General features: G+C 70.7%; 11 protein-coding genes. 5 read left to right on the top strand and 6 right to left on the bottom strand.

Annotation, left to right across the window (positions count from 1 at the left end):
- Window positions 1-87 precede the first annotated feature (87 nt).
- Entirely contained in the window at window positions 88-1431 is a 1344-nt protein-coding gene (locus ACYQ8Q_RS18925) for a UDP-glucose dehydrogenase family protein (RefSeq protein ID WP_460066386.1), read from the bottom strand.
- Window positions 1432-1631: 200 nt separating this feature from the next.
- Between ACYQ8Q_RS18925 and ACYQ8Q_RS18920 the strand changes: the two genes are divergently transcribed.
- Both ACYQ8Q_RS18920 and ACYQ8Q_RS18915 read left to right on the top strand, forming a co-directional pair.
- Window positions 1632-2789 (top strand): acyl-CoA dehydrogenase, encoded by a 1158-nt coding sequence (locus ACYQ8Q_RS18920; protein WP_416979203.1) that lies wholly within the window; start codon window positions 1632-1634, stop codon window positions 2787-2789.
- An 87-nt stretch (window positions 2790-2876) separates the two neighbouring features.
- Window positions 2877-3320 (top strand): SRPBCC family protein, encoded by a 444-nt coding sequence (locus ACYQ8Q_RS18915; protein WP_460066384.1) that lies wholly within the window; start codon window positions 2877-2879, stop codon window positions 3318-3320.
- Between the two features lie 265 nt (window positions 3321-3585).
- Here the strand turns inward: ACYQ8Q_RS18915 and ACYQ8Q_RS18910 are convergent, their stop codons facing one another.
- A complete protein-coding gene (locus ACYQ8Q_RS18910; RefSeq protein WP_460066382.1) occupies window positions 3586-4143 on the bottom strand; it encodes an acyl-CoA thioesterase in 558 nt (185 codons plus the stop codon).
- A 120-nt stretch (window positions 4144-4263) separates the two neighbouring features.
- Between ACYQ8Q_RS18910 and ACYQ8Q_RS18905 the strand changes: the two genes are divergently transcribed.
- Window positions 4264-5553 carry an LCP family protein gene (locus ACYQ8Q_RS18905; RefSeq protein WP_460066381.1) on the top strand — a complete coding sequence of 430 codons (1290 nt, stop codon included), beginning with the start codon at window positions 4264-4266 and terminating at the stop codon, window positions 5551-5553.
- The gene (locus ACYQ8Q_RS18900; RefSeq protein WP_460066380.1) at window positions 5546-6190 is read left to right on the top strand and encodes an HAD family hydrolase; all 645 of its coding nucleotides are present in this window, start codon (window positions 5546-5548) and stop codon (window positions 6188-6190) included. The genes ACYQ8Q_RS18905 and ACYQ8Q_RS18900 overlap by 8 nt, the downstream gene beginning before the upstream one ends.
- Window positions 6191-6250: 60 nt before the next feature.
- On the opposite strand, the gene ACYQ8Q_RS18895 is transcribed toward ACYQ8Q_RS18900, so the two are convergent.
- Together ACYQ8Q_RS18895 and ACYQ8Q_RS18890 are read right to left on the bottom strand one after the other, a co-directional pair.
- Window positions 6251-6616 (bottom strand): four-helix bundle copper-binding protein, encoded by a 366-nt coding sequence (locus ACYQ8Q_RS18895; RefSeq protein WP_055634408.1) that lies wholly within the window; start codon window positions 6614-6616, stop codon window positions 6251-6253.
- Between the two features lie 115 nt (window positions 6617-6731).
- Window positions 6732-8195: an LCP family protein gene (locus ACYQ8Q_RS18890; protein WP_460066379.1), complete on the bottom strand. Its 1464-nt coding sequence runs from the start codon at window positions 8193-8195 to the stop codon at window positions 6732-6734.
- 121 nt (window positions 8196-8316) lie between these two features.
- Between ACYQ8Q_RS18890 and ACYQ8Q_RS18885 the strand changes: the two genes are divergently transcribed.
- Window positions 8317-9351, top strand: a complete 1035-nt coding sequence (locus ACYQ8Q_RS18885) for a glycosyltransferase family 2 protein (protein WP_460066377.1) — start codon at window positions 8317-8319, stop codon at window positions 9349-9351.
- Between the two features lie 33 nt (window positions 9352-9384).
- On the opposite strand, the gene ACYQ8Q_RS18880 is transcribed toward ACYQ8Q_RS18885, so the two are convergent.
- Both ACYQ8Q_RS18880 and ACYQ8Q_RS18875 read right to left on the bottom strand, forming a co-directional pair.
- A complete protein-coding gene (locus ACYQ8Q_RS18880) occupies window positions 9385-10965 on the bottom strand; it encodes an LCP family protein (protein ID WP_460073389.1) in 1581 nt (526 codons plus the stop codon).
- Between the two features lie 146 nt (window positions 10966-11111).
- Window positions 11112-12878 carry an LCP family protein gene (locus tag ACYQ8Q_RS18875; RefSeq protein WP_460066376.1) on the bottom strand — a complete coding sequence of 589 codons (1767 nt, stop codon included), beginning with the start codon at window positions 12876-12878 and terminating at the stop codon, window positions 11112-11114.
- Window positions 12879-12922 lie beyond the last annotated feature (44 nt).

Raw genomic sequence — 12922 nt, 5'->3', positions numbered from 1 at the left:
CCGGGTACGGCAGAATGCACACAGACGCCGGTTCGGCCGACTGAGCCTCGGCCGAACCGGCGTCACCCTGCGTTCAGGCCGGCCCGCTCACGCCGTGGGGCGGCCCATCGCCCGGTAGGTCCAGCCCGCCGCGCGCCACGCCACCGGATCGAGCGCGTTGCGCCCGTCCAGGACCAGCCGGGCCGCCGCGACCTCGCCGAGCGCCGCCGGGTCCAGCTCCCGGAACTCACGCCACTCCGTCAGGTGCAGGACGACGTCGGCGCCCCGTACGGCCTCCAGGGCCGAGTCGGCGTACCCCAGCGTCGGGAAGACCCTGCGGGCGTTCTCCATGCCCTTGGGGTCGTAGACGGTCACCTGGGCGCCCTGGAGGTGGATCTGCCCGGCCACGTTGAGCGCGGGGGAGTCCCGGACGTCGTCCGAGTCGGGCTTGAAGGTGGCGCCGAGCACCGCGACCCGCCGGCCCAGGAAGGGGCCGCCGCCGAGGGCCTCCCGGGTCAGCTCCACCATCTGCCCGCGCTGGCGCATGTTGATGGAGTCGATCTCCCGCAGGAAGGTCAGCGCCTGGTCGGCGCCCAGCTCGCCGGCGCGGGCCATGAAGGCCCGGATGTCCTTGGGCAGACAGCCGCCGCCGAAGCCGATCCCGGCGCGCAGGAACTTCCGGCCGATGCGGTCGTCGTGCCCGATGGCCTCCGCCAGCTTGGCGACATCGCCGCCGGCGGCCTCGCACACCTCCGCCATCGCGTTGATGAAGGAGATCTTCGTGGCGAGGAAGGAGTTCGCGGCGGTCTTCACCAGCTCGGCGGTCGGGAAGTCGGTGACGACGAACGGCGAGCCCTCCTTCACCGGGGTGGCGTACACCGTCCGCAGCAGCTTCTCGGCCCGCTCGCTGCGCACGCCGACGACGATCCGGTCGGGGTGCAGGGTGTCCTGGACGGCGAGGCCCTCGCGCAGGAACTCCGGGTTCCAGGCCAGCTCGGCGTCCGCGCCGACGGGCGCCAGCTCCGCGATGGTGCGGGCGAGGCGCTCGGCGGAGCCGACCGGCACCGTCGACTTGCCGACGACCAGGGCGGGCCGGGACAGGTGCGGGGCGAGGGAGGCGACCGCGGACTCGACGTACGACATGTCGCACGCGTACTCGCCGTGCTTCTGCGGGGTGTTCACGCAGACGAAGTGCACATCGCCGAAGGCGCCGACCTCGGCCCAGTCCATGGTGAAGCGCAGCCGGCCGGTGGAGCCCTCGATACCGGCGACGTGCCGGCGCAGCAGCTCCTCCAGCCCCGGCTCGTACATCGGGGTCTCGCCGCGCTCCAGCTTCTCGATCTTCTCCTTGACCACGTCCAGGGCGAGCACCTCGAAGCCCAGCTCGGCCATGGCGGCGGCGTGGGTGGCCCCGAGATAGCCGGTGCCGATCACGGTGATCTTGAGGCTCATGGATGCTCCAGGAAGTAAGCCGGGGGTGCGCGCGCACGAGCATATCCGGGCGGGTCGGAGCCCCTCACCGGGTGCTTTCCCCCCAGGCTTCCCCCTGTTGTCCAGCTCACGTGTCAGACGCGCGGTCGGCGCTCTAAAATTTGAGTTACTTAACGGTAATTAGCGTCGGTAACGCTAGCGTCTTTGGAGCGTGAGCAACCTTGGCCGGATCGGCTGACTTCGACCTGTACCGCCCGTCCGAGGAGCACGACATGCTCCGGGACGCCATCCGCGCGCTGGCCGAGGCGAAGATCGCGCCGTACGCCGCGGCGGTGGACGAGGAGGCCCGGTTCCCGCAGGAGGCGCTGGACGCGCTGGTCGCGAGCGACCTGCACGCGGTGCACGTACCCGAGTCGTACGGCGGCGCGGGCGCCGACGCCCTGGCGACCGTGATCGTCATCGAGGAGGTGGCCCGCGCCTGTGTGTCCTCCTCCCTCATCCCCGCCGTGAACAAGCTCGGCTCGCTCCCCGTCATCCTCTCCGGCTCCGAGGACCTGAAGAAGAAGTACCTGACCCCGCTCGCCAAGGGCGACGCGATGTTCTCGTACTGCCTCTCCGAGCCGGACGCGGGCTCGGACGCGGCCGGCATGAAGACCAAGGCGGTCCGCGACGGCGACCACTGGATCCTCAACGGCGTGAAGCGCTGGATCACCAACGCGGGCGTCAGCGAGTACTACACCGTGATGGCGGTCACCGACCCCACCAAGCGCTCCAAGGGCATCTCGGCCTTCGTGGTCGAGAAGTCGGACCCGGGCGTCTCCTTCGGCGCGCCGGAGAAGAAGCTGGGCATCAAGGGCTCCCCGACCCGTGAGGTCTACTTCGACAACGTCCGCATCCCGGCCGACCGCATGATCGGCGAGGAGGGCACCGGCTTCGCGACGGCGATGGCGACCCTCGACCACACCCGCATCACCATCGCCGCCCAGGCCCTCGGTGTCGCCCAGGGCGCCTTCGACTACGCGAAGGGCTATGTCCAGGAGCGCAAGCAGTTCGGCAAGCCGATCGCCGACTTCCAGGGCATCCAGTTCATGCTCGCCGACATGGCCATGAAGATCGAGGCCGCCCGTCAGCTGACCTACGCGGCCGCCGCCAAGTCAGAGCGCGGCGACAGCGACCTCACCTTCCAGGGCGCCGCCGCCAAGTGCTTCGCCTCGGACGTCGCCATGGAGGTCACCACGGACGCGGTCCAGCTCCTCGGCGGCTACGGCTACACCCGCGACTACCCGGTCGAGCGCATGATGCGCGACGCCAAGATCACCCAGATCTACGAGGGCACCAACCAGGTCCAGCGCATCGTGATGGCCCGCAACCTGCCGTAACCCGCCCGGCACGCCGTCCCCCCGGCCCTCACGGCCGGGGGGCGAGTGCGTGTGGTGGCCGACGGGACCGGGGTCCAGGATGAGGAGATGAGCACACGTGACGAGGGGCTGGTGCTGCGTCTGCGGTGCGTCCTGGACGCCCCGCCGTCGGCCGTGTTCGCGGCCCTGACGGACCCGGAGCAGCTCGCCCGGTGGTGGGGCCCCGACGGGTTCACCGTCCCGGACGTGGAGAGCGACCCGAGACCGGGAGGGACGTACCGCCTCGCGATGCGGCCGCCCGAGGGCGCTCTGTTCCATCTGGCGGGGGAGTTCCTCGAGGTCGACCCCCCGCGGCTGCTGCGCTACACGTTCCGCTGGGAGGAGCCCGACCCCGAGGACCGGGAAACGGTCGTGACGCTGTCGCTCCGGGACCTGGCCGGCACCTCGACCGAACTGACTCTCACCCAGCGCGATTTCGCCACCGAGCCGCGCCGCGCCCTGCACGAGGAGGGCTGGACCCAGTCGTTCGGCAAGCTGGCCGCGCTCTTCTAGGACGTGTCCGGCCGGTCATGCCGCAGACGCGGGGTGCGGCAGGTGCTCCCCCGGAGGGGGGAACCCCAGCCGCGTTGTCGTCGGTGCCGACTCCCCACACCCGGCTGCGCTCGCGCGGGAGGGGCCCCCTCGCCTCGACGCCCTCCTCCGCCTTGCCGCCGCACGCCCCCCGCTCACCCGCGCTGATCAGCGGCCGCTGCTTTCCTGCGACTTGATCGGCCGGACGGGTCCCAGCCCGGCCGCCCCCGCGGTCTCCGCGCGGGCTTCAGTCCTCGTAGCCCTCCGCCACCCGCCGCTCCCGCAGTTCGCGGATCGCGCGGCGGCGGGCCAGGCGGTGGGTGCGGCGGATCTGGGCCTCCTGGAGGCGGCGGCGGTCGCGGTCGGTCTCCGGGAGGACCGGCGGGACCACCCTGGGCTTGCCGTCGGCGTCCACCGCGGCGAACACCAGGTACGCCGAGCCGACCTGGGTGGGCGGTGCCGACTCGTTCCAGCGCTCGGCCAGCACCCGGACGCCGACCTCCATCGAGGTCCGGCCGGTCCAGTTCACCTGTGCCTTCACATGGACCAGGTCGCCGACCCGGACCGGCTCCAGGAACGCCATCTCGTCCATGGACGCGGTCACGGCGGGCCCGCCGGAGTGCCGGCCGGCCACGGCGCCCGCCGCGTCGTCGACGAGCTTCATGATCACACCGCCGTGCACCGTCCCCAGCAGGTTGGTGTCGTTGTGGGTCATGATGTGGCTGAGCGTGGTGCGGGACGCGGAGGTGGGCTTGCCCGGGATGTCCGGGAGGTCCGAGTCCACTGCGGTGACCTGGTCTGTCATGGCCTCCACCTTATGCCGCAGGGGACAAGCCGGGACTTTGTGTCGGCTTGGCAACAGCGGAGCGCTGATTTCCCGACACCCCTTGTAAGGGACACAGCCGTAGCCTGCACACTGTTCGGCATGAACGATTGGCCCGAGGGATGGTCCGGCAACGACCGAGGCTCCCGGTACGGAAACGGCAGCGCGGGTGCGCAGCCCGAGAGCGCGCGTGTCATGCGGCAGGTCCGGCGCGGCCCCGCAGCCCCGCCGCAGGGCGCCGGTGTCCCCCAGCAGCCGTCGTACGTCAGCGGACAGGGACACGGCGACTACACCAACGCCCAGCAGTCCGGGTACGACAGCGGCTACAGCTCGGGCCAGGTCTACGGCGCACCGGGCGGCCCCGGCCAGCCCGGCGGGCCCGGCGGCGGATACCCGCAGGGCGCCCGCCCCGCCCCGGACTGGCGCCGCCGGATCAAGTGGACCGCGATCACCGTCGCGGTCGTCCTCGTCGTGACCTCCGTCTCCACCTACTTCTGGGCCGACTCCAAGCTGCGCCGCGAGGTCGACCTGTCGAAGGTCATCGACCGGCCCGACGCCGGCGACGGCACCAACTACCTCATCGTCGGCTCCGACAGCCGTGAGGGCCTGAGCTCCGAGGACAAGAAGGAACTGCACACCGGCTCCGCCGAGGGCAAGCGCACCGACTCGATGATGATCCTGCACGTCGGGTCCAGCGGCGACACCCTGATCTCGCTGCCGCGCGACTCGGACGTGGAGATCCCGACGTACGTCGGCTCGGAGTCCGGCAAGACCTTCAAGGGCACCGGCCGGCACACCAAGCTCAACGCCGCCTACGCCGAGGACGGCCCGACGCTGCTCGTGCGCACCGTCGAGTTCAACACCGGTCTGCACATCGACCACTACGTCGAGATCGGCTTCGCGGGCTTCGCGAACATCGTGGACGCGGTCGGCGGCGTCGAGATCACCATCGACAAGGCGTTCAAGGACAAGTACTCGGGCGCCGACTTCAAGGCGGGCAAGCAGACGCTGAACGGCGAGGAGGCGCTCGCCTTCGTCCGCACCCGGCACGCCTTCGCCGCCTCCGACCTCCAGCGCACCAAGAACCAGCAGAAGTTCCTCGCCGCCCTGGCTCACCAGGTGGCCACCCCGTCGACGATCCTCAACCCCTTCAAGTTCTACCCGGTGATGGGCGCGGGCCTGGACTCCCTGATCGTCGACAAGGACATGGGGCTCTACGACCTCGGCTCCATGTTCTTCGCCATGAAGGGCGTCAACGGCGGCGACGGCGTGTCCATGAACATGCCGATCTCGGGCTCCACCGGCGGCAACCTGGTCTGGGACAAGGCCAAGGTCAAGCAGTTGGTGAACGAACTGAACAACGACGAGAAGGTCACGGTGACCAGTGACTGACCAGGGTGGGGACAGACCGGCCCCGGGCCGTCCTTACGACGCCGTCCTGTGCGACGTCGACAACGTGATACGCCACTTCGACTCCGCCCACCTGGAGGCGCTGGAACGCGCCGCCGGACTGGCGGAGGGCACCACCAAGAAGGTGGCGTTCTCCCCGGAGGTCGACGGGCCGCTGCTGCTCGGGCAGATCACCGAGCAGGAGTGGGTCGCCGCCATCGCCGAGGGCCTCGCCGCCCTGGTGGAGGACGAGGAGACCGCCTGGTCGCTCGGCACCGCGCTGGTGGAGTCGCCCTTCCACGCCGACGACGAGGTGGTCGCCCTGCTGCGCCGGGCCCGCACCCGGGTCCCGCTGGTCCTGGTCAGCAACGCCACGACCGGCCTGGAGGCCGACCTCGCCGCGATGGGCCTGACCGACCTCGCCGACGACGTCGTCAGCAGCGCCCGCGTCGGACTCGTCAAGCCCGATCAGCGGATCCTGGAACTCGGGGCGGCACGGGCCGGCGTACGGCCCGAGCGGTGTCTGTTCGTGGACGACACCCCGGAGAACGTGGAGGCGGCCGCCGCGCTCGGCATGCGGGCCGTCCACTACCGGGAACCGGCCGACCTGGAGCGGGAGCTGGCACCGCTGTTCGGCTGAGCGCACCTACGACGGTCGGGGGCACCCCGCGGGGCGCCCCCGACCGCGTTCAGGCGGGGATCACATCCGGGCGCCCGCCATCGTCCGACAGGACTCCGCGCAGCGGCGACACGCCTGCGCACAGCGCATCATCTGCGGATCGTCCGGCATGGACATACACGCCTCGGCGCACATGTCACAGGCCTTGGCGCACATCGCGCACATCTCGGCCGACATGGGCGAGCGCCGCATCATCATGTCGGCGCACATCCGGGTCATCTCGGAGCAGTCCATCAGCGCGCGCATGATCTGCATCTGGGCCTGGCCGCCCATCTGCATGCAGGAGCTCATGGTCTCCTCGCAGACGGTGTGGCAGGCCATGCACGCCTGGACGCAGTCCTGCATCTCCTTGCTCATCGCCGTCATGGACGACTGCTGCTGGGTCATGGCTCCTCCTGGAGGGGTGAGGGGCCCGGGGCAGGCCCCGTGCACTACCGTCCTACGCCCCCTCGGCCCCACCCGCCATCCGGGCTACGCCCCTGGAGCCTGTCCGGGTGCACCCTCAGCCGCACCCCACCGCGTTCCCCCGCACCACCTCAGGCTCCGGCGCCACCGGTTCCGGCCCCCGGACCGTGCGCACCTGGCGGAAGTCCGTGCCCGCGACGACCTTCAAGGTCGGGCCGAGGCCTGGGGCGGCCCGCAGTTCGCTGCCGGGCAGGGCGGCGGCCAGGGAGCGGGCCGAGCGGTCCCAACGGGGGTCGTGGACGACGACCGTGCGCCGTACGTCCCGGGCGGGCGAGTCGACCGGGCGGTGCGTGGTGCGGAAGCCGGCCGCCGCGAGGGCGTCGTCCACCCGCCGGCCCAGGCCCTCGGTCGACGTGCCGTTCTCCACCTGGACCAGGATCCGCTGCGGCGCCACCTCCACCCGCGGGGCCCGCGGGCTCGGGCCCGGCTTCGGCCGCGGCCGCGCGGAGTCCAGCGGCTTGTCCTCGCGCAGCGCCCGGAAGACCCGCTCGGACCGCACCGGGTCCCACTTCAGGGTCGAGCCGATGCCCGGCACCACGTACCCGAGCCGGCCGATCGGCACCGTCGTGAACTCGGAGGAGGCGGGCGAGAAGGTGCGCATCGCCCGCCCGAGGTCGAGGAGTTCGTCCGTGCCGAAGCCGCGGTCCGCCCGGACCGACCCCAGCACCGCCCGGGTCACGTCCCGGAACCTCAGCGGGTTCAGCAGGATCCCCGAGGACGTCGCCCGGTCCACCAGCGAGGCCAGGAACCGCTGCTGACGCTTCATCCGGCCGAGGTCCGAGGAGCCGTCCGCGTGCCGGGCCCGGACGTACTGGAGCGCCGCCCCGCCCCGCAGCGTGTGCTCGCCCGGAGCGAGATCGAGACCCGTGTACGTGTCCCGCAGCGGCCGCGCGGTGCAGATCCTCACCCCGCCCAGCACGTCCACGGTCTTCATGAAGCTGGTGAAGTCGACCTCCAGATAGTGGTCGATCTTCACATGGGTCATGTTCTCCACCGTGCGCACGGTCAGCTGCGGTCCGCCCTCCGCGTACGCCGCGTTCAGCTTGATCGGGTGCCCCCGGTGCTCCCGCCCGCCGACCTGGGTGGTGTGCGGGGGCGTCTCGGCGTACGAGTCGCGCGGCAGGCTCACCACACTGGCCCGCTCCCGGTCCTCCGAGATGTGCACGATCATGATCGTGTCGGTGCAGTGGCAGGGCGCCCCGCCGAGCCGGAACCGCCGCCGCTCGGTCTGAGTCACCTTGTCCCGGCCGTCGGTGCCGACCAGCAGCACATTCATCCCGTGCCCGGCCCGCGGCCGGTTCTTCATGTCCTTGAAGGGGTCGACCCGGGCGATGTCCGCGTCGAGGCCGGCGACCAGGGAGTGCCCGATCCCGGCGGAGGCCAGGACGACCACCGAGAGCGTGGTCGCCGCCCGCATGGCCCAGCGCGGACGTCTGCGCCGTACGGGGCGGACCGGGGGGCGCGGCGGACGGCGCCGGGTCCGGGGCGGTGTGGTGGGCATACGGGACACCTCCGGGGCGGGGGAAGCCGTGAGTACCGTAGGCCCGTACGATCTGTCGCCCGGCGCAGCGCACCCGGCGGCGCGCACCGGTGTCCCCCGTTCGCGGTAACGTGAGCGTCCTATGAACGCCAAGCCCGACGTGCAGCTCCCCGCCGTGTCCGTCATCATGCCCGTCCTCGACGAGGAGCGGCATCTGCGCGGAGCCGTCCAAGCGATCCTCGCGCAGGAGTACGCAGGCGAGATGGAGGTCGTGATCGCCCTCGGTCCGTCCAAGGACCGTACGGACGAGATCGCGGCCGAGCTCGTGGCAGAAGACCCGCGCGTGCACACCGTCCCGAACCCCACGGGCCGTACGCCCGCCGCCCTCAACGCCGCGATCAAGGCCTCCCGCCATCCGGTCGTGGTCCGCGTCGACGGGCACGGCATCCTCTCCCCGAACTACATCGCCACCGCCGTACGGCTCCTTCAGGAGACCGGCGCGCAGAACGTCGGCGGCATCATGCACGCCGAGGGCGAGAACGACTGGGAGCACGCCGTCGCGGCCGCCATGACCTCGAAGATCGGCGTCGGCAACGCCGCCTTCCACACCGGCGGACAGGCCGCCCCCGCCGAGACGGTGTACCTCGGTGTCTTCCGGCGCGAGGCCCTCGAACAGCAGGGCGGCTACAACGAGGAGTTCATCCGCGCCCAGGACTGGGAGCTGAACTTCCGCATCCGTGAGGCCGGCGGGCTGATCTGGTTCTCGCCGGAGCTGAAGGTGTCGTACCGCCCGCGGCCCTCGGTGAAGGCGCTCGCCAAGCAGTACAAGGACTACGGCCGCTGGCGGCACGTCGTCGCCCGCTACCACGAGGGCTCCATCAACCTGCGCTACCTCGCCCCGCCCACCGCGGTGTGCGCGATAGCCGTGGGCCTGGTCGTGGGCGCCGTGCTCACCCCGCTCGGGTTCCTGGTCCCCGGCGGCTATCTCGCGGCGATCGCCGCCGGGTCGGTACCGGCCGGCAAGGGGCTGCCGCTGAAGGCGCGGCTCCAGATCCCCGTGGCCCTGGCCACCATGCACATGTCGTGGGGGTTCGGCTTCCTGACCAGCCCCAAGTCGCTGGCCAGGAAGGTCATCGCCTCGCGCCGCCCGGCGGTCCTCAGCGGCTCGGCGAGCTGAGAGCACCACCGAGGGCGGCTTCCCGGACCCGGACTACCAGGTGTAGTTCGGGTCCACGTGCATGCACTGCGAGTCGTCCGCGCCGTTCATCGCCTGGGCCGACTCGGGCGTCTTGTCGTCGTCCTCCTTCGCGGACGCCGTGTACTTGTTCCCCGACCGCCAGTCCCCGCCGACGTAGAGCGTGACCCCGGAGACGTCGGTGGACTTCTTCACCTGGCCGGTCGGGACGCCGAGGACCTTCGCCACCCGCAGCGCGTCGGCCTGGAGGTCGGCGCTCGGGTAGCGGATCACCGTGGTCTCCTCGGAGGTGGCCGCGGAGGTGTCCGCGACGGCCTCGTCGAAGCCCTTGGCCTTCAGCAGGCCGGTCACCGCGCTCGCGCGGCCGACGACCGGGGCGAGCGTGCCCGTACGGGTGCTGTTGTGGACCTGCACCGCGATCGCGTCGTCCGCCGCGGCCGTGTCGGTGACCGTCGGGGAGGGGCTCGCCGTGGTCTTCTTCTCGTCCTTGCCGTCGAGCGCGATGTCCTCGCGCACCAGCCGGAACAGCTTGGTGGCGTCCTCGGTGGGCACCACACGGCCGGTCTGGACCGTGTCGTACGCGTTCGGCATCGTCGCCATCGTGATGCGCTCGGTGGGCACCTTCTGGAGCTCGGTGGCCAGGTCGTACATCTTGGTGATGGTGTCCAGGCCGTCGTCGACGGTGATCGCCTCGGTGGCGGCCTCGGCGAGCTTGCGCAGCTTGTTGGGGTTGGTCAGCTTGGCGTTGGCGCGCAGCTCACGGACCATCGAGTTCATGTACATGTGCTGTGCCTTGGCGCGGGCGAGGTCGGTGTCGTCCTCGAAGCCGTAGCGCGTGCGCAGCCACTGCAGGGCCTGCTTGCCCTTGATGGACGTCGTGCCCTTTTCCAGCTTCAGCCCGGAGCCCTTGCCGCTGCTGGTGTGCGAGTAGACGTTGGCGTCCACGCACACCGGGACGCCGCCGATCGCGTCCGCCATCGACACCACACCCGAGAAGTCGATCATCATGAAGTGGTCGATGTGGATGTCGGTGAGCTTCTCCCAGGTGGCCACCGTGCACCCCGGGCCGCCTCGGCCCAGCGACTCGTTGGTCATCGACCGGGTGCTCGCCGCGTACGTCTTCTTGGTGTCCGGGTCCGTGCACTTGGGGATGTCGACGAGCGTGTCGCGCGGCATGCTCACCACCGACATGTTGCTGCGGTCCGCCGAGACGTGCAGCAGCATCTGGACGTCCGCGAGCGGGGTGCCCCCGTAGGTGTCCTTCGCGCCGCCCAGCTTCTGGTTCTCCGCGCTGTCGCGCGCGTCGGAGCCGATCAGCAGGATGTTCAGCGCGGTCTGGCCGGCCGAGTTCGCCTGTGTCTTGGCGGCCCGGTCCTTGGCGTCGCCGAGGTTGAGGTCGTCGCTCTTGATGTTGGCGTTCAGGTGCTCGTAGTAGAGATAGCCGGCACCCGCGCCGCCGAGTATGACCAGGGTCAGGACCGTTGCCGACCAGCGCAGCACCCGCCGTCTGCGGCGCCCCCTGCCCGCGCCGCCGCCGTCGCCTCTGGCCCCGCCCTCGTCGTCGGACGCGTCCTTGTCCACCGGGGTCAGGGACATCGTGTCCTCGACCGCGGGAACCTCACCCCGCATCCCGCTTGTCGTCGCCAATTCCCCAGCCCCTCCACGCCGTGCGCCTGACACGGGCCCGTCCCGCGTCAAGTCAGACGCACGACGGGCCCGTAGGGTTACCTACTTCGGGTTACCTACTTCGCGCACTGGACCTTGTCCGCCGTGGACTTCTGGACCGAGTCCGGCACCTTCGTGGTTGCCGTGAGCGAGACGCCCGCGCCCTTGAAGTCCTTGCCCAGGGTCAGCGTCATCGTCGGCAGCCCCTGGGCGTTGGTGACGCTCTTCCCCGGCTTCAGCGCGGTGCCCGGCAGCCCCATGATGTCGGCCAGCCTGCGGGCCTGATCGGCCTGGTCGGGGTCGTACTCGAGCGTCGTTTTGCTCAGTTCCTCCGGCGCGTTGCCCGCGTTCTCGGACTTCGTCACGCCCTCATCATTCTGCAGCCAGTTAAGAGTCTCCTGTGCGCTGCCGGCCGGGGCCCCGCCGTTCATGACCTGCACCCGGACCTCGGAGGCGGCGGACTTGGTGCCCTTGAGCCGGGCGGCGGCCTCGGCGGCGGCCGCGCTCTTGGACTCCTTGGCCTTCTGCTTCACCTCGGTGAAGGAGACATCGTCCTTGATCATCTGGAAGACGGTGGGCGCCGTGGAGGTGTTGACGACGACCGTCGCCTTGACCTTCTCCGCCGGGTTGTCGAGCACCGGAACGGTGGTGAAGGTCAGGTTCTTCACATTGAGCTTGCCCAGCTCCAGGCCCAGGTCCTTCAGCTTGGTGATGCTGTCCAGCTTGGAGTCGACGGTCAGCGCCTTCGTGCCCGCCTCCGCCAGCTTGATCATCTTGGTGGGGCTGGTGAGGGTGTCGTTCGACTTCAGCTTGCGCATCAGCGAGCCGAGGAACTGCTGCTGGATCTCGATCCGGCTCAGGTCGCCGCCGAAGCCCACCGAGTGCCGCGTCCGCACGAAGGCCAGCGCCTGCTCGCCCTCGATGGTGTGCGTGCCCTTGGACAGCTTCAGATGCGAGTCCGGGTCGTCGATGTCCTTCGCCAGACACACCTCGACGCCGCCGACCGCCGTGGTCAGCGTCTTGACGGCGTTGAAGTCGGCGACCATGAAGTTGTCCGCCTGGATCCCGGTCAGCTCGGTGACCGTGCGCACGGTGCAGCTCGGCGTGCGGTCCTCCTGCCCGAGGCTCGTGTTGAAGCGGACGTCGTCCTCGCCGGGGATGACCTTCTTGGTGCCGTCCTCCATCGTGGTGGGGCAGTCCGGGACGTCCACGATCAGGTCGCGGGGGATGCTCAACGCGGTCGCGTTCGTACGGTCCTTGGAGACGTGCAGCAGGATCGTGGTGTCCGCGTGGCCGACGCTGTCGGTGTCGCCGTAGCCCTTGTTGCCGGAGCCGGTGCGCTTGTCGGTGCCGATCAGCAGGATGTTGATCGCCTTGTCCTTGCTGAAGCCACCGGTGCTCGCGCCGTCGTCGGAGACGGCGGTGATGTTGTCGTTGAGGTGCTCGAGATACAGGTAGGCCGCGGCGGCCGTGCCCACCAGCACGAAGGCCATGACGCCGCCGGTCCACAACAGGACCTTCTTCGCCTTCGACTTCTTCTTCACCGGCCGGCGCCCACGCCGGTTCGGCGGCTCCTCCGGCACCCCACGCCTGCGGCGCGGCCCGGGAACCCGCTCCGGGGCCTCCTCCGGCGACTGGCGCTCCGGCGCCGCCGTACGGCCGCGCGCCCCGCCGGACGCGCCGGCCGGGGCCGCCGCGCGGGAGGCGGCTCTACGGGGTCCGGGGACCGCCGACTGCGGTGCGGAAGGGCTCAGTCGCAGTTCGTATTCGCCGGTGTCCGGATTGAGCACCCACTGGTCTGCGGGATCGATGTTGTCCGCCCGCCCACGGCCTTGCGCGTCCACGGTCTGTCGAATCCTCCGTCGGGGCCACGCGGCGCCTTTCCCCC

The sequence above is a fragment of the Streptomyces sp. YKOK-I1 genome (assembly GCF_054660435.1).
The sequence above is the reverse complement of the archived record's forward strand: the minus strand, read 5'-3'. Positions and strand labels throughout refer to the sequence as shown.